Genomic DNA, 20980 nt, shown 5'->3' with positions numbered 1-20980 from the left:
GAGTGAAGTTCTTGAGAGTAGGCTTGATTTTAGGGATAATAACCTCTGGACTGTTATTAATAATAGGTTTGTCTACTCGCCAATTTGAAACATATTCTGTTATTTCTGGGACACTTGGAATTATTTGCTTTTTACTAGCAGGAATCGTTTCAGATTCCTTTATAAGTGGGAATCACTCAAGAGCAAATTACTTCACAGAAAATAAGTCAGACCGAAAAAAAGAATGCGATATTCCAATTTATTTTTCCTCTTGGGGGCTCCAAACCTACTTGTGGCTGTAGTGTTGACCCTCAATTACATTTGAATTTCTTCAATGAATATTTCTTCAATTCACTTTTCACATAATTTTGATGTCTAGCGCAAGCAACCTAGCCCCTCGAGGTCATAAGCCAATCAGTCAAGAAGGATAAAAGGCATCCTACTCGCCGTCTTTTCTAATGCTTGTCGGGGCTGATTAGGGTGCTTACGCTTTTCCTTATTTGTGAACATTTTTAAACACCTCCATATCTGTGATGTGCCTCACATTATTCACTATTTTATAGTGTTAAAATGTGGACATTAACAAAGGAGGTTAGCCTCATGTTTGATAGAGACTATAAGGAAGATCCATTTATTGTGATTTGGGAGCTAACGAGGGCTTGCCAATTAAAATGTTTACATTGCCGGGCGGAAGCACAGTATACAAGAGACCCTCGAGAACTATCCTTTGAAGAGGGAAAAAAGCTAATTGATCAAATATATGAGATGAACAACCCAATGCTCGTGTTTACAGGCGGGGACCCATTAATGCGTCCAGATGTGTATGATATCGCTGAATATGCCATTAAAAAGGGTGTGCGTGTTTCAATGACACCAAGTGCTACACCAAATGTCACAAAAGAGGCCATTCAAAAGGCAAAGGAAGTAGGTTTAGCGCGTTGGGCATTTAGCTTAGATGGTCCGAATGCTGAAATTCATGACCACTTCCGTGGCACAAAAGGTTCGTTCGATTTAACTATGAGAGCTATTAAGTATTTACATGAACTTGAAATTCCAGTTCAGATTAATACCGTTATCTCTAGATATAATGTTCATGAATTAGATGAAATGGCAAAATTAGTCGAGGAACTTAATTGTGTATTATGGAGTGTCTTTTTCCTTGTACCTACTGGTCGTGGCAAGGAAACCGATATGATTTCGCCTGTTGAACATGAAAAAGTATTCCGTTGGTTGTATGACTTAAGCAATCGTGTGAAATTCGATATTAAAACAACGGCTGCACAGCACTATCGACGTGTTGTTATCCAATCAAAAATGCGTGAAACAACGGACGCAGAAAAACAAATTCGCTATGAAGATGCACTTATGAAGGGAAAAACAGGACAAATCGATGGCCTTGGAAGAGCCCCGCAAGGAGTAAACGATGGAAACGGATTTGTCTTCATTTCTCATATTGGTGATGTGTATCCAAGCGGTTTATTACCTGTAAAAGCTGGAAATGTTCGTGAGACTCCACTAGCAGAAATCTATCGTGAATCACCAATATTTAAAGATTTACGTAATCCAGACAAATATAAAGGGAAATGTGGAGTTTGTGAATTTAGGAATGTATGTGGTGGATCTCGTTCTCGTGCATATGCCATGACAGGAGATTACATGGAGAGCGAGCCATTCTGTGTATATATCCCTGAAGTACTCCGTAAAAAGGAAAAAACATTGAAGTAAGAGGAAAAGCGCAAAATGAAGGCGCATTTTGTCTTCAAAAGTGATTTACTCTTCATTCGCCGTTGATTACTTGCTTATAACAATGAAAAGACCCATGGAAGCCATGGGTCTTTGGTTGGTTATAAAAGACTATTCAATACTACAATATTTAGCCGGACAATCCTCACATTGTATTTCATTTTTTATATATCGCAAATCATGAATCGTGATATAGCCCTTGTGAACTGATATTATCCCTTTGACACGTAACTCATGTAACATCCGGTTAACACTTTCCCTTGTAGTAGCACAAAAATTAGCAAGTTCTTGATTTGTTAAATGTAAGTCTATTAAGATACCATTGTTTTTTTGTACACCAAAACTATTTGTCATTCGAACTAATGTAGAATACAAAGCACCTTTTTTACCTAATAAAACTAAATCTCTAAATTTTGTTTGTGTCTTTCGAAAATGGTCACTCATCCATTTCATAAATTCAAATGCAAGACTTGTGTTTTCAAAGAGCTTTCGTTCCAACTCATCCTTTTGAATAACGGCAATTTCACTATTTTCTAAAATCCTGCAATCAAATAAATACTTGGGCTGAACGGTAAATAAAGTCAATTCCCCAACTATTTCATTTTGACTACAGATTCGAAGTGATAATTCACTGCCATCAGACGTTCCTTTACTTACTCTTACACGGCCTGAAAGAATTAGGTATAGCTCAGATGCCTCCATTCCTTCCCGAAATAAATAGGTTCCTTTTTCCATGTGAATGGTGTGATTAGCTGATTTTAAAAGTTCCGATAACTCGTTTGAAATTGATGCCTCTTGGATTGTCACTTGATTCATTGGTACCACCTTCCTAAGCAGGAATGCTATACTAGTTTCTAAAGAAATAATATAATGTTAGCCAAATAGTAGGTGTATAATAAATCACACTTACTTAGTAATAACTGCATAATTGCTTGAAAAATAGGGATTTTGTATATTATGAACAATTTTTAACAATTGAGGTCAAGATATGGATTACACTTTTTGGTCACCTATTAAACTATCAGTAACCATTGCAATCACTGCAGGTTGTATTGTTTTATTGTTTGGTTTGATCACAGGTAAATGGATGTCGAATAGGCATTTTAGAGGGAAACTTTTTCTCGAAACTTTATTAATGCTGCCACTTGTACTCCCCCCATCAGTAGTAGGTTTTTTATTGATTGTTCTATTTGGGAGAAACAGTTTTGTCGGAGCGTTTTTTGAAAAATTAACAGGACAACCAATCATGTTCACTTGGTGGGCGGCTGTAATAGCCTCAACCGTTGTGGCTTTTCCCCTTATGTATCAGTCGGTAAAAACAGGTTTTCAATCTGTGAATCCGGAGATTGAGGATGCGGCAAGAACGGATGGCGCAAGTGAGTTTAACATCTTTTTATTTATTTCTATTCCTTTGTCGATAAAGGCAATTGTTACGGGCTTTATCCTAAGTTTTACTCGTGCGCTAGGAGAATTTGGTGCAACCCTAATGTTTGCTGGAAATATTCCAGGGAAAACGCAGACACTACCTACAGCCATCTATGTTGCAATTGACAGTGGGAACATGGGACTTGCTTGGCTATGGGTTCTAATAACCATTTTCATTTCGTTCCTAATGCTTGCGTCAACCTATTTAATTAAATAAAAAACTAGAAAAGATGCATTCTTGACAAGAATGTGTCTTTTTTTGTTTTTGACCCATTTTGTGACAAACTTAACAGATTTATGGTTGAACAATATGTGAGAATCATCCTGAAAAGAGAATTTAGGAGGGGGTCCTTTTGTACCAAACAGCCGCTTGGTATCTTTCCATTATTTTAATGACCTTAATTACAGTTATTTTTATTACAGTTGTCTTAAAAACAAATAAAAGAAGAGAATATGATTCAATCCAGAAAAAATGGTACCGTTTTAGAACAATTTATTTCATTGCTTTACTTGTTGTATTTGGAACTGCAACGTATTTTACACTTCAAGATCTTCCATTTGAAAGACCAGTTTATGGACAAGAAGAAAATCCAGTAATTGTTGATGTGAAAGCTGTTCAATTCGGCTGGAATATGAGCCAAACTGAATTCAAGGTGGGGGAACCAATCGAATTCGATATCACAAGCTCAGATGTTAACCATGGCTTTGGTATCTATGACAAAGACATGAACTTATTAGCACAAACCCAGGCAATGCCTGATTATACGAACACTGTTTACTACACATTCTCTGAGCCTGGTACGTATCAAATTTTATGTATGGAATACTGTGGACTTGGTCACCATCTCATGATTGGTGAAATTGTTGTAACAAATTAAGGGGGGATAACAATGTCTACTAATATTTTAATGGGAGGGACAAATAACTCCCGGAACAAATCAATCGCATTGTATCTACTTACAGGTAGTCTAATTATTTTATCAATGATGGTATTTGGTGTCTTGATGCTTCTTGCACAAGGGAAAATGATTGATGTAGACCCTGGATTTTTTTATGAAATCATGACTGTCCATGGAACAGGCATGATTGGAGCAGCTGCATTAGCTGCAGCTGCGGTCATGTGGTACTTTCTTAGTAAGTATGTTCAATTAAGTAAAACGATTTTTATTACCAATTTCATCACCTTCATCATTGGAGTTGTCATGGTGTTAGTAGGTATTTTTGTGTTTGACTTTGCTGGAGCTTGGACATTCTTATATCCGTTACCTGCTATCTCCGCTGGTGGATGGGCAGTATCAGGAGCAGCGCTTTATTTAGGTGGTATGCTTATACTCGGTGTAGGATTTTTATTACTAAATTTAGATGTTGCTAGAGCAATTATTAAACAATATGGAAGCTTAGGTGGAGGATTAGGCTGGTCAATTGTATTTGGAAGGGAAAAGGGCTATGGTCCTCCAGCAGCTGTCGTGGCTAGTACAATGGTTGCTATTGTTAACACCACTGCATTAATTGCTGGAGCAACTGCACTAATAATGAACCTTATTAATTTATTTATTCCGACCATCGCAATTGATCCTATGCTTTCAAAAAATCTAACATATGCGTTTGGTCACATCTTTGCAAACTCAATTATTTATATGGGTGTTATTGCAGTTTATGAGATACTAGCAGCCTATACTAATCGCCCATGGAAAGCAAATCGCCCGTTCCTAATTGCATGGAATTGCTCAACATTATTTACGATTACAATCTATACTCACCATTTGTTGATGGACTTTGCATTACCAAAATGGATGATCATTTTAGGGCAAGTGCTTTCATATGCAAACGGATTACCAGTATTAGTTGTAACAGCTTATGGTGCACTTATGATTGTATATCGTTCAGGTATTAAGTGGGATATTGCCTCATCTTTTATGTTTCTATCTATGTTTGGTTGGGTAATCGGTGTCGTACCGGCTATTGTCGATGCAACGATAGTGGTAAACCATGTCATGCATAATACAAAATGGGTACCAGGGCATTTTCATATGTATATGGGCTTAGGTGCAACAGCTATGCTATTTGGATTTATGTATTTCTTAGCAAAGGTGAATGGAAGGGAGAAAGAAACTTCGCTTGATACGATTAGTTTCTGGGTTTACACGATGTTCTTTATTGGATTATGTGGGTCGTTCCTTTTCTCTGGAAAGGTTGGAGCGCCAAGAAGATGGGCGGAACACTTCCCTGAATGGATTCCTTATGACCGAATGGGAGTAATCTTTGGTATTTTTATTGTCCTTGCTGTCTTGACTTTTGTCATTCGTTTTTGGAAGTTTTCAAGATCAATTGATTATAAGTTTCAAGAAAAAATAGGACCAGATCGCCATGTTGCGTAAAAGTGTTGGAATTCTATTTGCACTTATAGCGGGACTCACTTTGTTATGGGTTGGTACAGATGGATTACAGGCTTTTACAGCAGAGAAAGCTAGAATTATTGAATTAGAAAGGGAGCAGCCAAGGCTCCCTTCCGCTACATTAATTGACTCAAATTCGAAAGCCTTTCACTTACAAGAATTAGAGGGAAAATACACACTTATGACCTTCATGTATACATCCTGTGGGGATGTATGTCCGGTATTGGAAAGGAACTTTGCTGAAATTTATGAAAATATCCCTAAGGATGTTCTCGGAAAAAAAGTAGTACTTGTAAGTATTAGCTTTGATCCAGAGTACGATTCTCCGTCTGTCTTACATGCATATTCAGACCACTTTGGAGCGGACGGGGAACGGTGGAAAATGGCTACCATTCAAGACGAAAAGGAATTACAAGACGTGTTAGACGCGCTAGAAGTTGTGGTAATACCTAATGAATATGGTGGATATGAGCACAATTCTGCATTTTATGTGATTAATCCAGAGGGACAACTAACGAATGTCTTCGATTACCAAACACCGCACACTGTTGTGGAATATTTAGATACTTTTCTTTTTTAGAGGTGAAATAAGTGTACCGTTATCGAAATATATTTATAGGGCTACTTTTACTTCTATTCGTTTCAGTCCCGTATGTAAGATCAATGTTAGAGGCAAGTATGGTAGGTACCATGCTTGTTCAATACCCGTTACTTGTTGGTAGTGGTTATTTCCTAGCAAAAGGGTTACCAAAAAAATTGCAAACCCCCTGTCACTATTTTAATGAAAATGGAATTGCAGGAATAATAATGACTATAAGTGTAGTAGGTTTTTGGATTTTACCAAGATCGATTGATGCAGCGCTGAATGAACCAGGAATGGAGATTGCCAAATATTTGAGTCTACCATTTCTTGCTGGGGTATTCTTATTTTATAGCTGGCAACTGCTTGGTCCAATAAGTAAAGCGTTTATATGGGCGAATCTTATTTCGATGATCTTTGTGATGAGCTGGCTTTATACAGTATCTCCCTCGCGACTTTGCAATAACTACTTAGTTACAGCCCAGCAACAGCTAGGAAAAGCAATGTTTTTACTAGGTGTGGTCATTTGTCTTTTATTTATCGGGAGAGTTTTTATAGGGAGGCCAGAATTAAGCAAGAAGAAAAATAAAAAACATCAATATTTAAAAATCAATATAACTCCAAAAACTTTGATTAAAAAGTTGACATAAAAAATGAGCCGACTTGGTATCGGCTCATTTTTTCTATTTAGTTTCCAGTTGCTGCACGAGGGAATAGAATGTTATTTTCTAAATGAATATGTTGAAAAAGGTCTGCTTCCAATGCTTCTAATCGTTGGTAGACCAGACGATATGTTCCACATGCACCGATTGGCGGTTGGAAGTCATTTGTAATGTCTCGGATTTCTTTTATAATAATTCCGGCTTCATCGTGATCACCTTCTAATTCCGCCACATGTTTTTTGACTAATTCATGATTTTCAGATGTTGGTTCATTTTCAAATTTTACGATGAGAGGAAATGACTCTGACTCTTCTTTGATTGTATGTTGTTCTAACTCAACCTTCAATTGATTAAAAAGTGAATGCACTCTTGCAAGATGTGGATGATTTCCTCCATGTACTCGCAGTACCTTTGTTACATATGGACTAAGTTGTGGAAGCTCTTCATTTAAATAACGATGATGTTTATTAACGATATGGTCAATTAATTCAGAATAACTTGCAGCCTTCCAATCCACTGTTTTTTCATTTAATTCCTTCATATCTTGATAAAGAGAATTTAATTTTGTTAATACTTCCTCTTTCGAAAGATTTCTTTCCTCAATTGCATCTATAAGTGGCCGGTTTCCGCCACAGCAAAAATCAATTCGAAGTTTTTTGAAAAGATCTCCAGCCTTAGGAAACTCTGTTACAATTTCTCCAATGATGTGTTGCTCGGTAAAAGTTTGCTCCATGATTCTACCTCCAATATCGTTTACTACTTATAGCATATCTTCTTAAAAAGAAGAATGAGGTGATTCGTATCACACATATAATGAAAATTGCCGAAAATAAGGGTCAAAGTGATTTATATCACAGGTCTAAATAGGACATGTTTGGTACGATAAAGCCAAATAAAGATTGCTACAGGGAGATGTCATACCGATGTTTATTCGTAAACAATATATAGACGAGCTTGAACAAGAAAATGAACAACTTAAAAAGGAATTGGAAGATTTAAAAGTGGAAAGGGAGCAACAGGAGGTAAGCACATCCGTATTTTTCAAAAATTTTTACGAGGAACTTGTAGCTACAATCGAACAGCACGAACATGTGAATGGTCAGCATCATGTTCTTGGTGATTTGGTCGCTAAAATAAAATCTAAATTCGACCGTGTTGAAGAACTTAGTCTATTGTCCTTTAACAACTCTACGAAATTATACGAAAATGGCCAAACCCTGCTTTCGGCGGCCGAAGATATGGTTGCAAAGTCAACTGAAGGCAAGAATCAGGTATTAGAAGTTGAATCCATCATGAAAGAACTAGGGATCCAATTAAATGATACCTCTGAAAAAATGAATCATCTAAATAACCGTTCTAAGGAAATTGAAAATATTGTACAAGTCATCAAGGAGATTGCAGAACAAACAAATTTATTAGCATTAAATGCATCCATTGAAGCTGCAAGAGCAGGTGAGCAAGGAAAAGGATTTTCAGTCGTTGCAGCGGAAGTTAGGAAGCTTGCAGAAAGTACGGCTTCTAGCACAGAGCATATTAGTTCCCTTACAAAGGCAATTCAAAAAGAAATTGATGAATCCTTACACTCTACAACAATAAGTACAAATCTAGTTCATTCTGGGGTTGAAGCGAGTACAAATACAACTGAAAAATTTAACTATATTATGTCTGTTATTAAGTCTGTTCAAAAAGAAGTTCATTTTGTTCTAAATACTATCCAGGAGCAAAAGGTGTATTCGCAGGATGTAATGAACGAAATCTCCAATACAAAAGAGTTGTTTGAAAATGCGAACCATTTAATAACCCAGCATATTACTGACGCCAAAGTTGTTGATGACAAACTAGAAGAAGGAATGATTCAGCTTAATGAAATCACAGCAAGAAAGTAGTGGTTTTTGCTTAAATATACTACAATAAGAAAAAAAGCAGATTAAAGTGAGATGAAAAAAATGGTTGAAAGACGAACCCCGATACCCGTTCCGGAAGCGGTATCACGTGTGATGGAATTTGCAGGTTCAGGTACGAAAGAACCTGTGCCGATTGAAGCTAGTTATGGACGCTTTTTAGCAGAAGATTTAATGGCTGACCATGATGTTCCTCATTTTGACCGGTCTCCATATGATGGTTTTGCAGTGAGGGCTGTGGATACCAGAAAGGCAGGACAGGACCATCCAGTTGAATTTGAAGTAATAGAAGAAATTGGAGCAGGATCTGTTGCGACGAAAAAGGTAGAAGCTTTTCAAGCTATTCGAATCATGACTGGCGCACAAATGCCACTCGAATGTGACGCGGTTGTAATGTTAGAGTTAACGAATGAGTATGAACGTGATGGTAAGAAATTCATGTCAATAAAACGATCTTTTAAATCTGGGGATAATGTATCATTCCAAGGAGAGGACACTAAAAAAGACACCGTTTTAGTAGAAAAAGGAATATTCATTAACCCAGGTGTAAAAGCATTATTAGCAACCTTTGGCTATCATCAAGTTAAGGTTGCGAAAAAGCCCGTCATCGGCATTTATGCAACAGGAACTGAATTGCTTGATGTCAATGAAGAACTTGTTCCAGGAAAAATTCGAAACAGCAATGCCTATATGGTAAGTGCACAAATTGAAAGGGCTGGAGCAGAGCCAAAGTATTTTGGTAAACTCTCAGACGACTTTGAACTTTGCTATGAGGCAATTAAAAATGCAATAAATGAAGTTGATATGTTAATTACAACTGGTGGGGTGTCCGTTGGCGATTATGATTACCTCCCTGCGATTTATGAAAAATTAGGAGCAGAAGTATTGTTTAATAAAATTGCGATGAGACCTGGAAGTGTTACAACAGTTGCTCAGCTCAATGGCAAGCTATTATTTGGATTATCAGGTAATCCTTCAGCTTGTTATGTTGGGTTTGAATTATTAGTTCGACCAGTGGTGCGGTCAAGATTATTCTCAAAATATCCACATCTATTAAAAATGAAAGCAGAACTGAAAGCAGACTTTCCAAAACCAAATCCATTTACAAGGTTTGTACGAAGTAAAATTAGTTTTTTCGATGGAAAAATAGTTGTGAAACCAAGTGGTCTGGATAAATCAAATGTTGTATCCTCGCTTGCAGGAGCAAATGCGCTTATGGTTTTACCAGGTGGAACACGTGGATTTGGAACTGGCGATGTGGTTGATGTGTTGTACCTTGAAGACCAGGAAGGAAGTTTATGGCCGTGGACATAAGGTTTCCACTTTTACAAGTTGTCGGGTATCAAAATTGTGGGAAAACAACCCTGGTTGAAAAAATTGTAAAAAGAGGTACAGAGCAAGGTGTGAAAATTGCTACTATTAAACACCATGGACATCAAAGTAGCTTAGAAAGTCTCCAACTAGAAAAGGATTCTTCCCGTCATTTTAAAGCTGGTGCCTCTGCCACGATAGTTGAAGGTGGCGGGAGTCTTCAACTGGAAGCCAAGACTTCTGGATGGACTCTCGAAAAGCTAATACAGCTTTACGCTTTTTTTGAAAATGATATGATTTTAATTGAAGGATTTAAAAAAGAAGATTATCCAAAAATTATTTTAATAAGGAAGGACGAGGATATTGAGCTGCTTACTTCATTAACAAATATTGTTGCAGTTATATCCTGGATCCCGATTCAATGTAAATTTCCTCTTTTCCATATAAAAGATGAAGAAAGTTATTTACGTTGGATTTTTAGTGAGGTAAATCAATGAATAAAGAATCTTTATTTGAAATTACAAATGAACCTATCAATGTTGAAGAGGTTACGAATAAGGTTATCAGACGTGAGGCAGGTGCCGTTACAACCTTTATCGGAACAGTGCGCGAATTTACAAGGGGCAAGCGAACGCTTTATTTAGAGTATGATGCATATATTCCAATGGCAGAAAAAAAGCTTGCTCAAATTGGTGTGGAAATATCTGAAAAATGGCCTGAAGCAATAACAGCGATTACCCACCGAATTGGTCGGTTAGATATTTCAGAAGCGGCAGTTGTTATCGCCGTTTCCACACCCCATCGTAAGGATTCCTATGCAGCAAATGAGTATGCAATCGAACGGATAAAACAAATTGTACCCATTTGGAAAAAAGAACATTGGGAAGACGGAGAAATGTGGATAGGGGATCAATTGGAAACAAAACAATATCCAACCGGTCGACCTGAAGAGGAGGATTTGAAATGATTACGATTTTATTTTTTGCCCATCTACAGGAAATGGCGGGAACAGACAAAATCACTCTCCATACAGATGAGATAACCGTTTCAACCTTAAAAAACGGCTTGCAAACGATAATGGTATAAGGAACCTTGATCAAATTATGTTTGCTATAAATGAAGAATATGCAGTAGATGAAGACGTTGTAAAAGCAGGAGATATAGTTGCTTTAATTCCACCAGTAAGTGGGGGTTGAATTTCTACAAAACCACCTCTGGTGGTTTTTTTGCATAAAAAAACGGAAATATTTATAAAAATACAATTGATTTTATTTTTATACGGACTTATAATGGTACATATTTCAACATTTATTAAAACAACGAGGTGGATAAATTGAAAGCGGCAATTATCGGGGTAACTGGCTATGGCGGAATTGAATTATTGAGGTTATTAGCAAACCACCCAGTCATAGACGTGCATTCCATTCATACTTCATCACAGACAGGGATGAGGCTTTCAGAGGTCTACCCCCATGTTACTAAACTGGTAAATCTTTCTTTAGAAGATATTAATATTACAAAGATTGCAAATGAAGTGGACATTGTATTTCTTTCGACTCCATCTGGAGTTTCTACAACAATTGTTCCTGAATTATTGAAAGAAAATGTGAAGATAATTGATTTATCTGGGGATTATCGTTTAAAAAACCCTAGTGAATATGAACAGTGGTATAAAAAGCCAGCTGCTTTACAAGAAGACTTGTACAAAGCAACATATGGTTTACCAGAATGGAATAAGGAAGAAATTAAGAGTAGTAGTTTTATTTCGAATCCAGGTTGCTATCCAACTGCAACTTTACTTGGTTTAGCACCGATAGTGAAACATAAATTAATTGACGAGAAATCAATTGTAATAGATGCAAAATCTGGTATTTCTGGAGCTGGAAAAAGCCCATCAAGGACGGCCCATTTTGCAGAAAGCAATGATAACTTTTCAATTTATAAGGTGAATCAACATCAACATATTCCGGAAATTGAACAACTGCTTAAAGGTTGGGATGATTCAATTCCATATGTTACATTTAGTACACATTTAGTACCAATGACAAGGGGTATCATGTCAACGATGTATATTAATAGTGCAGTAGATTCACTTTCGTTAGACCAACTTTATGAGATATATAAGGAAAGGTATCAAAATGCTCCATTTGTGAGAATCAGAGAAAAAGGTACTTTCCCGTCCACAAAAGAGGTATATGGAACGAATTATTGTGATATTGGGCTTGCTTTTGATGAGAGAACAAATCGGATTACCGTTGTTTCAGTAATCGACAACTTAGTAAAGGGAGCCGCAGGACAGGCAATTCAAAATGCAAATATTTTATGTGGTTTAGAAGAAAATACGGGATTAAACTACGTCCCATTATTCCCATGATGCGTATATAGAAAAGGAGTGACTTTGCATGATAGATATGAAGGAAATACAAGTTTCGAAATTGGAAGAGGGATCTGTGGTAACCCCGAAAGGTTTTAAATCAGCGGGAGTTCATGCCGGATTACGTTATTCAAAGAAAGATCTCGGTGCGATTGTTTGTGATGTTCCGGCTAATTGTGCAGCCGTTTATACGCAAAGTCATTTTCAAGCTCCTCCTCTAAAGGTAACAAAAGAAAGTATTGCAGTGGAGAATAAGTTACAAGCGATTGTCATAAACAGTGCATGTGCAAATGCTTGTACAGGTGAACAAGGGCTGTTAGACGCATACGAAATGAGGGCTGAGTCAGCAGCTCATTTTGGGATTGAAGACCATTTAGTAGCGGTTGCCTCAACAGGTGTAATTGGTGAGCTTCTCCAAATGGATAAGATTAAAGCGGGTATTAAACAACTTGATCCATCTAATACACCAGAAGCTGCGGACGCTTTCCAAACAGCCATTTTAACGACTGATTTAGTCATGAAAAAAGCATGTTATCAAACGACTATTGATGGAAAGAAGATTACAATAGGTGGAGCGGCTAAAGGTTCAGGGATGATTCATCCAAACATGGCAACGATGTTAGGTTTTGTTACAACAGATGCAAATATTGAATCAGAACACCTCCAAGTAGCTATGAAAGCTGTAACCGACGTTACGTTCAACCAAATTACAGTTGATGGTGAAACTTCAACAAATGATATGGTTTTGGTAATGGCAAGTGGCTTAGCGGAAAATGATACACTTACACCAGGGCATCCTGAATGGGAGTCTTTTGTTTCAGTACTTCAATCAACTTTTGAAGATTTAGCAAAGCAAATTGCAAAAGACGGAGAAGGGGCTACTAAGCTTGTGGAAGTGAATGTAACAGGTGCGGTATCAGATGTAGAGGCACGAATCATCGCCAAAAAGATTGTCGGTTCGAATCTTGTAAAAACAGCAATTTATGGGGCAGATGCGAACTGGGGTAGAATTATTGGGGCGATTGGTCATAGTACAGCAACGGTGAATCCTGATAATGTAGATATCTCAATCGGATCAATCCAAATGTTAAAAGGAAGCCAACCTGTGGCTTTCTCAGAAGAGCTTGCAAAAGAGTATCTAGAAGGAACTGACATTGTCATCCATGTTGACCTCCATTTAGGAAATGGTGCTGGAACTGCTTGGGGCTGTGATTTAACATATGATTATGTCAAAATCAATGCAAGCTACCGTACGTGAGGAGACTTGAAATGAAGACAATTGTTATCAAATGTGGGGGTAGCATTCTTTCTCAGCTGTCTGAATCATTTTTTAAGAGTATAAAAGAATTAAAAGAGAGCGGATATAAAGTAGTTGTTGTCCATGGCGGAGGACCCGAGATTGGTCAGACACTCTCTTCTTTAAATATTGAAAGTGAATTTGTAAATGGGTTACGAAAGACAACAAAGGAAGTACTTGACGTTGTTGAAATGGTATTGTCAGGAACGGTAAATAAAAAAGTTGTTGTAGAGCTCGAGAAAGCGGGTATCCCTTCAATTGGGTTATCAGGGTGTGATGCAAAGCTACTAATAGCTAAGCCTGTAGACCTTGAACAATTAGGGTATGTTGGTGAGATTGAACAAGTCAATGGTACGTTTCTAGAGTATCTGTTATCACAGGATTATGTTCCAGTCATTTCACCAATCGGAATTGATGAGGATTTTTTAAAGTATAATATCAATGCTGATACTGCAGCCGCGAGTGTTGCAATTGCGCTTAAGGCACAGCATTTATTATTTGTTACAGATGTAGATGGGATTAAAAAAGATGGTGAAGTATTGCCTTCTTTATCTACTGATTCAGTATTAACTCTTATTGAAGATGGAACAATTTACGGTGGAATGATTCCAAAGGTAAAAGCAGCCCTTTCCGCACTAAATGATGGGGGACTAGGCGAAATTACTATTATCAATGGAAAAGGATCATTGCTATCCGTAGATGGATCTTTAAAAGGAACCAAAATCGTAAAGGAAGTTCAAAAAGTCACCAAATGATAAGTAGCGAATTTCTGCGTCACTCAGCCTTTCTGGTCCTCACGTATTAAACGCATACGCTCAGGTCCTCAAGCAGAGTTCCTTGACCTTCTTGCTTCTGATTCGTCGACTTTTGAACACATATATTTAAAAGAACTAGAGGTGGTATAATGGATGCACTATTTCCAACCTATGCGAGATGGGATTTGACTGTAGAATCTGCAGAAGGTGCAATCATTGTTGATAATACAGGAAAAAAATATTTAGATTTTGTTTCCGGAATTGCAGTTTGTAATCTTGGACATCGCCATCCAGATGTAGTCCGTGCAGTAGAGGAACAGCTGAAAAAATATTGGCATGTGTCGAATTTATTTAAATCTGATATTCAACAAGAAGTTGCCGAAAAGCTGGTCACAAATTCAGACCTTGATGCAGTTTTCTTCTGTAATAGCGGTGCTGAGGCAAATGAAGCAGCATTAAAGCTTGCTCGAAAATATACACAAAAGTCAAAAATCATTACATTTAAACAATCCTTCCATGGTAGAACGTTAGGAACGATGGCTGCTACTGGACAAGAAAAGATTCATTCTGGATTTGGTCCTCTTTTACAAGAGTTTGTATATCTTCCGTACAATGATTGTGAAGCATTGGAGCAAGCAATGGATGATTCAGTTGCAGCGGTTATGGTTGAAGTTGTTCAAGGAGAAGGTGGAGTAATTCCTGGAACTGAAGAGTTTCTTAAAAAGATTGAAGAACTTTGTTCACTACATGGTTCACTTTTCATCATTGATGAAGTACAAACAGGAATTGGTCGCACTGGAAAGGCATTTGCTCACCAACATTTCAATCTCTCACCAGATATAATTACGTTAGCAAAAGGGTTGGGAAACGGACTTCCAGTTGGTGCAATGCTTGGTAAGGAAAAGCTGAAGGAAGCGTTTGGACCTGGTTCACATGGTTCTACATTCGGTGGGAACCCAATTTCATTAGCTGCTGCTAAAGCTACACTGGCTATCATTTTTCAGGAAGAGTTTTTAGCGGAGGTTGAGGAAAAAGGAGCTTATTTAAAAGCTGAGCTTTCGAATGCACTAGCAAATCATGATTTGATAGAAGGAGTTCGAGGAAGTGGATTACTTCTAGGAATCGCATGTAAGGAAGAAGTAGCCGCTCCCATTACTGCACTTCGAGAAAATGGTTTACTAACTCTTCCTGCTGGACCAAATGTGATTCGACTTTTACCACCATTAACAGTTACATACGAACAAATTGATGAAGCTGTTAAATTGATAAAAGAGACACTTGTTGCAGAGTTTATTCGCTGATTTTGCCTGGTAGTTAGAATTATTTCTAACTACCAGACATAAAAACGAATTTTTTTTGAATATAATTGTATAAAAATACGATTGGTTAAATAAAAATACGAGGTGATATCATGAAGGGATATTTACACTTAGAGAATGGTGAAAGCTTCGAAGGAACGTTTTCCCCACATGGTGCAAAGGCTGTTACGAATGGAGAAATCGTATTTTATACCGGAATGACTGGGTATCAAGAGGTTTTAACGGATCCTTCCTATAAAAACCAAATCATTGTTTTCACGTATCCATTAATCGGAAATTACGGAATTAACGAATTTGACTTTGAAAGCAAGGAACCACACGTGGCCGGTGTAATTATATATGAAACAAAGGATGCTTACTCTCACTACAATGCAAAGTTTTCTTTAAAACAGTATCTTGAAAAATGGAATATTCCTTTGCTGACTCATGTAGATACTCGTGCAGTCGTAAAAAGAATTAGGACAGAAGGAACCATGCAGGCTGTAATAAGTGACTCCTCTTTTGTTGAGGTCCCCTCACTATCTGAATCTACTAATCCTGTTGGAGAAGTAACAAGTAAAGAATGGCAAACCTTTGGAACAGGAGATACTCATATCGTATTGGTTGACTTTGGATATAAAAAGTCAATTTTACAATCGCTTTTGGCAAATGGCTGTAAAGTAACAGTTGTTCCCTATACAACATCCTTTGAAAAAATCAAAGAGATTCTTCCAAATGGCATTGTCTTATCAAATGGCCCTGGAGACCCAAAGGAATTAAATGATCATCTTCCGAATATTAAACAGTTGATTGAATATTATCCGACACTAGCTATTTGTTTAGGTCATCAACTTGTTGCCCTAAGTCTAGGTGGGGATACAAAAAAACTGAAATTTGGACATAGAGGTGCAAATCAACCGGTGGCAGATTTATTTACGAATAAAGTTTATATTACATCTCAAAACCATAGTTATGTAGTTGATGAAGATAGCTTAAAGGAAACTGGATTACAAGCACGCTTTAAAAATTGCAATGACAACTCAATTGAAGGGTTATCACATACAACGCTTCCTATTTTAACGGTTCAATTTCATCCGGAAGCACACCCTGGACCGTCTGAAAGCAGTTGGGTATTTGATGAATTTATAGCAAACAACTGTACTGTTAGGAGAGAAAAGATATATGCCTAAAGATCATTCAATACAATCAATCTTAGTAATTGGCTCGGGTCCCATCGTAATCGGGCAGGCAGCAGAATTTGATTATTCTGGTACACAGGGCTGTAGAGCACTGCGTGAAGAAGGCTATAAAGTCATATTAGTAAATAATAATCCAGCGACCATTATGACGGATGAAGTCAATGCAGATATTGTATATTTCGAACCATTAACTGTTGAAACTCTTGAAAAAATCATTGAAAAAGAACGTCCTGACGGTTTACTTGCAACACTTGGTGGCCAAACAGGTTTGAACCTTGCTTTTAGCCTAAGCGAAAAAGGAATTTTAGATAAATATAATGTGAAGGTTCTTGGTACTCATATAGAATCAATCAAAAAAGGAGAGGACCGTGAAGCTTTTCGTAGTTTAATGAATGAACTAAACGAGCCGGTCCCAGACAGTGAAATTGTAACAACAGTAGAAGAAGCACTTACATTTGTTGAAAGTGTTGGATTTCCTGTGATTATTCGTCCAGCATACACATTGGGGGGAACAGGAGGAGGCATTGCTCATGAAATGCAGCAATTAGTAGAACTAACGAAGAATGGCTTATCCGAAAGCCCAATTACTCAATGTTTGATTGAAAAAAGTATTGCTGGTTTTAAAGAAATTGAATACGAGGTAATGAGAGACAGCAAAGGAACATGTATTACCATATGTAATATGGAAAATATCGATCCTGTTGGGGTCCACACAGGTGATTCAATCGTTGTAGCTCCATCCCAAACATTAACTGATGAAGAATATCAAATGCTTCGATCTGCATCAATTAAGATTATTTCTGCATTAGGAATTATCGGTGGATGTAATATTCAATTTGCCTTAGATCCTTATAGTAAGCAGTATTATCTAATTGAAGTGAACCCAAGGGTTAGTCGTTCTTCAGCACTTGCCTCAAAGGCAACAGGCTATCCAATTGCCAAAATGGCAGCAAAGCTCGCAGTAGGATATACATTAGATGAGTTAGTAAATCCAGTTACTGGGAAAACCTTTGCCAGCTTTGAACCAGCTTTAGATTATGTTGTTGTGAAATTTCCACGTTTTCCTTTTGATAAGTTTACAGATGTTCCAACTACACTTGGAACTCAAATGAAAGCAACAGGCGAGGTTATGGCAATTGACCGTAATCTAGAAAGTGCTATTCAAAAGGCTGTTCATTCATTAGAAGGAGAAAATAAAAGCCTACGTTTACCAACAATTGAGAATAAATCGAGTGAAGAACTTCTTCATTTTGTTGAAAAAGGAAGCGACAATCGGTTCTTTGCTGTTCTTGAGTTATTAAGAAGAGGAACATCTGTTAGTGAACTTCATTCGATATCAAGAATAGACCTATTTTTCCTAGAAATCTTTAAAACATTGATTGATAACGAAGGCGAAATTCGAAAAAAAATTCTAAGTGAATTTACAGAAGAATATATGCAATCATTGAAGGAAAAGGGATACTCAGATCAGTATATTGCATTCCTCTGCCAAGAGGAAGAAGCATCTGTCCGTGCAAAACGAAAAGAACTTGGAATTATCCCTAGTTACAAATGTGTTGACACTTGTGCAGGAGAATTTGCTGCACAAACCGCTTATTACTACTCTAGTTATTTTGGAGAAAATGAGTTAGATGTTTCCGACAATAAAAAGGTATTAATTCTTGGTTCTGGACCGATTCGGATTGGTCAAGGAATTGAATTTGACTATAGTTCGGTTCATGGAATTTTGGCATTACAAGAAGAAGGTTATGAAACGATTTTGATGAATAACAATCCTGAAACAGTAAGTACCGATTATGAAACGGCTGATAAATTATTTTTTGAACCTTTAACACTTGAACATGTATTAAATGTAATTGAAGCTGAAAAAGTCGAGCAGGTCATCGTTCAATTTGGGGGTCAAACCGCAATTAATCTTGCACAAGGACTTGAGTCCGCTGGTGTTTCCATTGTTGGAATTACTCACGATATAATTGACCAACTAGAAGACCGTGATCGTTTTTATAAGCTTTTAGAAAAGGCGAATATACCTCATATTCCGGGGGAGATTGCAGATAAAGCGAAAGAATTAGTGGAAAAAGCAAAAGAAATTGGTTATCCAGTGTTAATCCGTCCTTCCTATGTAATAGGTGGAAAAGGAATGATTGTAATAAATGATGAGGATGAGCTAGTATCGTTTATAAAAGATATACCAGAAGATACGTATCCACTTCTAATTGATGCATATGTACCTGGGTTAGAAATTGAAATTGACTTACTTTGTGATGGGGAAGAGATTTTAATTCCAACCATTGTTGAACATATTGAAAAAGCAGGTGTTCACTCAGGTGATAGTCACGCGATTATGCCAGCTGTTTCATTAACTGAGGAAAATAAGCAAACAGTAACATCCTATGCGGCTAAAATTGTCCGTGAACTACAATTTAAAGGAATCATGAATATTCAATTTGTCGTTAGTGACAATCACATTTATGTGCTTGAAGTGAACCCACGTGCTAGCCGTACTGTACCTGTTATTAGTAAAATCACAGGGATTCCAATGGCGCAACTAGCTTCGAAACTTGTTTTAGGAAAGAAACTTCAAGAAGTAACAACCCAAAAAGGCTTATTACCTGACTTACCGTACTATACAGTGAAATACCCAGTCTTCTCAACATATAAATTACTCGGCGATCCTACTGTTGGACCAGAAATGAAATCCACTGGTGAAGGGATTAGCATTGCCGAAACCATAGATGAAGCATTAACCAAAGTTTTTCACAGTTACATTCTTTCGAAAAAAGGTGCAGACGAAATTGTTTTCGATACGGAAATGATTCCAGAAGATGTGAAGCATTTGGCAGAGGAAGTAGGGCTGAAACTATTTGTAGCCGATGATGTTTTAGAGTGGTGCAAGAGTGATGGTGCTTTGGCATTTGTAAGTCTAACGAACGATAAAAATTCGAAAAAGAATAAAATCGAAGTAAGTCAAAAGCGAATCCACGTATTTACGGAACTTGAGACATTACACGCGTTTTTAAAAGCATTTCGTGATTCGCACTTTTCGGTTATGTCAATTCAAGAGAGAAGAAGTTTATTCAATAAAGAGAAAGAAGTGATTAGTAGATGACAACTGCTTTAAAACAAAATGCCTTAAAGGGAAAGGATTTACTAACTCTAATAGATGTAACAGGCGAAGAAATTATCGATTTATTGGACTCTGCCATAGAGATAAAGAAAAAACATAAAAATGGAGAGGACACACCTTTTTTAAAAGGAAAAACCTTAGCCATGATCTTTGAGAAGAACTCTACCCGTACAAGAGTCTCATTTGAAGCAGGTATGCTTCAGTTAGGTGGAAATGCAATTTACCTTAATAGCAATGAGATGCAGTTAGGTAGGGGGGAAACAATCGCAGATACAGCAATGGTGTTATCGGAGTATGTTGATGCAATTATGATTCGTACTTTTGAACATGAAAAAATTGAGGAGCTTGCGAAATTTGCAAGCATACCGGTTATCAATGGTCTTACTGAAGATTTTCACCCTTGCCAAGCATTAGCTGATCTTCTTACAATTTATGAACAAAAGAAAACTTTTAAAGGAAGCAAACTTGTGTATGTTGGGGACGGTAATAATGTAGCACATTCACTAATGATTGCCTCAGCAAAGGTTGGATTAGATTGTACGGTGGTTTGTCCTTCTCAATATGCTCCAAAGACATTTATTGTCGAGAAAGCAATAGAAATTGCAAAAGAAACAAATGCGGTGATTGAGGTTACCAATGATCCAGTTAATGGCCTAAAAGGAGCAGATTATATTTACACAGATGTTTGGGCAAGCATGGGGCAAGAACAGGAACAACAAGCAAGGCTGCAAGCATTCATGCCTTATCAGGTCAATGCCAAGCTTGTGAGTGTAGCGAATGAAGATTATACATTCTTGCATTGTTTACCAGCACACCGTGGTGAAGAAGTAACAGCTGAAATCATTGATGGACCACATTCAGTTGTATTTGAACAAGCGGGAAATCGTCTCCACGTTCAAAAAGCTGTCTTAAAGGCAATCTTAGAATAGAAAA

General features: G+C 37.3%; 20 protein-coding genes and 1 pseudogene. 19 read left to right on the top strand and 2 right to left on the bottom strand.

Annotated elements, in window-relative coordinates; genetic code table 11:
- The first annotated feature begins 2 nt into the window (after positions 1 to 2).
- Positions 3 to 281 (top strand): DUF5316 family protein, encoded by a 279-nt coding sequence (locus BTHG_RS06665; RefSeq protein ID WP_010283405.1) that lies wholly within the window; start codon positions 3 to 5, stop codon positions 279 to 281.
- 298 nt (positions 282 to 579) lie between these two features.
- Complete coding sequence (locus BTHG_RS06655; RefSeq protein ID WP_010283404.1) at positions 580 to 1704, top strand: TIGR04053 family radical SAM/SPASM domain-containing protein; 1125 nt, start codon at positions 580 to 582, stop codon at positions 1702 to 1704.
- Positions 1705 to 1833: 129 nt separating this feature from the next.
- On the opposite strand, the gene BTHG_RS06650 is transcribed toward BTHG_RS06655, so the two are convergent.
- Positions 1834 to 2538 carry a Crp/Fnr family transcriptional regulator gene (locus BTHG_RS06650; protein WP_010283403.1) on the bottom strand — a complete coding sequence of 235 codons (705 nt, stop codon included), beginning with the start codon at positions 2536 to 2538 and terminating at the stop codon, positions 1834 to 1836.
- A gap of 172 nt (positions 2539 to 2710) precedes the next feature.
- Between BTHG_RS06650 and modB the strand changes: the two genes are divergently transcribed.
- The 5 genes from modB to BTHG_RS24405 all read left to right on the top strand — a co-directional run bounded on the left by modB (position 2711) and on the right by BTHG_RS24405 (position 6773).
- Positions 2711 to 3364 carry a molybdate ABC transporter permease subunit gene (gene modB / locus BTHG_RS06645; RefSeq protein ID WP_010283402.1) on the top strand — a complete coding sequence of 218 codons (654 nt, stop codon included), beginning with the start codon at positions 2711 to 2713 and terminating at the stop codon, positions 3362 to 3364.
- 136 nt (positions 3365 to 3500) lie between these two features.
- Positions 3501 to 4025 carry a cupredoxin domain-containing protein gene (locus BTHG_RS06640; RefSeq protein ID WP_010283401.1) on the top strand — a complete coding sequence of 175 codons (525 nt, stop codon included), beginning with the start codon at positions 3501 to 3503 and terminating at the stop codon, positions 4023 to 4025.
- A 12-nt stretch (positions 4026 to 4037) separates the two neighbouring features.
- Positions 4038 to 5525 carry a cbb3-type cytochrome c oxidase subunit I gene (locus BTHG_RS06635; protein ID WP_010283400.1) on the top strand — a complete coding sequence of 496 codons (1488 nt, stop codon included), beginning with the start codon at positions 4038 to 4040 and terminating at the stop codon, positions 5523 to 5525.
- The gene (locus BTHG_RS06630) at positions 5515 to 6123 is read left to right on the top strand and encodes an SCO family protein (RefSeq protein WP_010283399.1); all 609 of its coding nucleotides are present in this window, start codon (positions 5515 to 5517) and stop codon (positions 6121 to 6123) included. The genes BTHG_RS06635 and BTHG_RS06630 overlap by 11 nt, the downstream gene beginning before the upstream one ends.
- Positions 6124 to 6134: 11 nt before the next feature.
- Positions 6135 to 6773: a hypothetical protein gene (locus BTHG_RS24405; protein ID WP_010283398.1), complete on the top strand. Its 639-nt coding sequence runs from the start codon at positions 6135 to 6137 to the stop codon at positions 6771 to 6773.
- Positions 6774 to 6810: 37 nt separating this feature from the next.
- Here BTHG_RS24405 and ric read toward each other — a convergent pair whose 3' ends face one another.
- On the bottom strand, positions 6811 to 7518 hold the full coding sequence (gene ric, locus BTHG_RS06620; RefSeq protein ID WP_010283397.1) for an iron-sulfur cluster repair di-iron protein: 708 nt from the start codon (positions 7516 to 7518) through the stop codon (positions 6811 to 6813).
- Between the two features lie 190 nt (positions 7519 to 7708).
- Here ric and BTHG_RS06615 point away from each other — a divergent pair, with 190 nt between their 5' ends.
- The 12 genes and pseudogenes from BTHG_RS06615 to argF all read left to right on the top strand — a co-directional run bounded on the left by BTHG_RS06615 (position 7709) and on the right by argF (position 20976).
- Positions 7709 to 8671 carry a methyl-accepting chemotaxis protein gene (locus tag BTHG_RS06615; protein WP_010283396.1) on the top strand — a complete coding sequence of 321 codons (963 nt, stop codon included), beginning with the start codon at positions 7709 to 7711 and terminating at the stop codon, positions 8669 to 8671.
- 60 nt (positions 8672 to 8731) lie between these two features.
- A complete protein-coding gene (locus BTHG_RS06610; RefSeq protein WP_026021718.1) occupies positions 8732 to 10000 on the top strand; it encodes a molybdopterin molybdotransferase MoeA in 1269 nt (422 codons plus the stop codon).
- Positions 9985 to 10494, top strand: coding sequence for a molybdopterin-guanine dinucleotide biosynthesis protein B (gene mobB / locus BTHG_RS06605; protein ID WP_010283394.1), 510 nt, complete (start codon positions 9985 to 9987; stop codon positions 10492 to 10494). Before BTHG_RS06610 ends, mobB begins: the two co-directional genes overlap by 16 nt.
- Entirely contained in the window at positions 10491 to 10964 is a 474-nt protein-coding gene (locus BTHG_RS06600; RefSeq protein ID WP_010283393.1) for a molybdenum cofactor biosynthesis protein MoaE, read from the top strand. Before mobB ends, BTHG_RS06600 begins: the two co-directional genes overlap by 4 nt.
- A pseudogene (gene moaD / locus BTHG_RS26690) lies at positions 10961 to 11193 on the top strand (molybdopterin converting factor subunit 1). The gene BTHG_RS06600 and the pseudogene moaD overlap by 4 nt, the downstream one beginning before the upstream one ends.
- 137 nt (positions 11194 to 11330) lie before the next feature.
- A complete protein-coding gene (gene argC / locus BTHG_RS06590; RefSeq protein ID WP_010283390.1) occupies positions 11331 to 12371 on the top strand; it encodes an N-acetyl-gamma-glutamyl-phosphate reductase in 1041 nt (346 codons plus the stop codon).
- 28 nt (positions 12372 to 12399) lie between these two features.
- On the top strand, positions 12400 to 13629 hold the full coding sequence (gene argJ / locus BTHG_RS06585) for a bifunctional ornithine acetyltransferase/N-acetylglutamate synthase (protein WP_010283389.1): 1230 nt from the start codon (positions 12400 to 12402) through the stop codon (positions 13627 to 13629).
- Between the two features lie 11 nt (positions 13630 to 13640).
- Positions 13641 to 14423, top strand: coding sequence for an acetylglutamate kinase (gene argB, locus BTHG_RS06580; protein ID WP_010283388.1), 783 nt, complete (start codon positions 13641 to 13643; stop codon positions 14421 to 14423).
- 149 nt (positions 14424 to 14572) lie between these two features.
- Positions 14573 to 15724 carry an acetylornithine transaminase gene (locus BTHG_RS06575; protein ID WP_010283387.1) on the top strand — a complete coding sequence of 384 codons (1152 nt, stop codon included), beginning with the start codon at positions 14573 to 14575 and terminating at the stop codon, positions 15722 to 15724.
- Positions 15725 to 15834: 110 nt separating this feature from the next.
- Entirely contained in the window at positions 15835 to 16911 is a 1077-nt protein-coding gene (locus tag BTHG_RS06570; RefSeq protein WP_010283386.1) for a carbamoyl phosphate synthase small subunit, read from the top strand.
- Positions 16904 to 20029: a carbamoyl phosphate synthase large subunit gene (locus BTHG_RS06565; RefSeq protein ID WP_010283385.1), complete on the top strand. Its 3126-nt coding sequence runs from the start codon at positions 16904 to 16906 to the stop codon at positions 20027 to 20029. Before BTHG_RS06570 ends, BTHG_RS06565 begins: the two co-directional genes overlap by 8 nt.
- On the top strand, positions 20026 to 20976 hold the full coding sequence (gene argF / locus BTHG_RS06560) for an ornithine carbamoyltransferase (RefSeq protein WP_010283384.1): 951 nt from the start codon (positions 20026 to 20028) through the stop codon (positions 20974 to 20976). The genes BTHG_RS06565 and argF overlap by 4 nt, the downstream gene beginning before the upstream one ends.
- The last annotated feature ends 4 nt before the right edge of the window (positions 20977 to 20980 follow it).

The sequence above is a fragment of the Bacillus timonensis genome (genome assembly GCF_000285535.1).
Classification (GTDB): Bacteria; Bacillota; Bacilli; order Bacillales; family Bacillaceae_L; genus Ferdinandcohnia; species Ferdinandcohnia timonensis.
This window is presented reverse-complemented; position numbering and strand designations above follow the sequence as displayed.

Excerpts from the sequence above, each read along its gene's own strand:
- BTHG_RS06570 (WP_010283386.1), top strand. The coding sequence starts at position 15,835 with ATGAAGGGATATTTACACTTAGAGAATGGTGAAAGCTTCGAAGGAACG.
- argB (WP_010283388.1), top strand. The coding sequence starts at position 13,641 with ATGAAGACAATTGTTATCAAATGTGGGGGTAGCATTCTTTCTCAGCTG.
- BTHG_RS06615 (WP_010283396.1), top strand. The coding sequence starts at position 7,709 with ATGTTTATTCGTAAACAATATATAGACGAGCTTGAACAAGAAAATGAA.
- argF (WP_010283384.1), top strand. The coding sequence starts at position 20,026 with ATGACAACTGCTTTAAAACAAAATGCCTTAAAGGGAAAGGATTTACTA.
- BTHG_RS06610 (WP_026021718.1), top strand. The coding sequence starts at position 8,732 with ATGGTTGAAAGACGAACCCCGATACCCGTTCCGGAAGCGGTATCACGT.
- BTHG_RS06630 (WP_010283399.1), top strand. The coding sequence starts at position 5,515 with ATGTTGCGTAAAAGTGTTGGAATTCTATTTGCACTTATAGCGGGACTC.
- BTHG_RS06600 (WP_010283393.1), top strand. The coding sequence starts at position 10,491 with ATGAATAAAGAATCTTTATTTGAAATTACAAATGAACCTATCAATGTT.
- ric (WP_010283397.1), bottom strand. The coding sequence starts at position 7,518 with ATGGAGCAAACTTTTACCGAGCAACACATCATTGGAGAAATTGTAACA.
- BTHG_RS06635 (WP_010283400.1), top strand. The coding sequence starts at position 4,038 with ATGTCTACTAATATTTTAATGGGAGGGACAAATAACTCCCGGAACAAA.
- BTHG_RS06565 (WP_010283385.1), top strand. The coding sequence starts at position 16,904 with ATGCCTAAAGATCATTCAATACAATCAATCTTAGTAATTGGCTCGGGT.
- BTHG_RS06575 (WP_010283387.1), top strand. The coding sequence starts at position 14,573 with ATGGATGCACTATTTCCAACCTATGCGAGATGGGATTTGACTGTAGAA.
- argJ (WP_010283389.1), top strand. The coding sequence starts at position 12,400 with ATGATAGATATGAAGGAAATACAAGTTTCGAAATTGGAAGAGGGATCT.
- mobB (WP_010283394.1), top strand. The coding sequence starts at position 9,985 with ATGGCCGTGGACATAAGGTTTCCACTTTTACAAGTTGTCGGGTATCAA.
- modB (WP_010283402.1), top strand. The coding sequence starts at position 2,711 with ATGGATTACACTTTTTGGTCACCTATTAAACTATCAGTAACCATTGCA.
- BTHG_RS06650 (WP_010283403.1), bottom strand. The coding sequence starts at position 2,538 with ATGAATCAAGTGACAATCCAAGAGGCATCAATTTCAAACGAGTTATCG.
- BTHG_RS06655 (WP_010283404.1), top strand. The coding sequence starts at position 580 with ATGTTTGATAGAGACTATAAGGAAGATCCATTTATTGTGATTTGGGAG.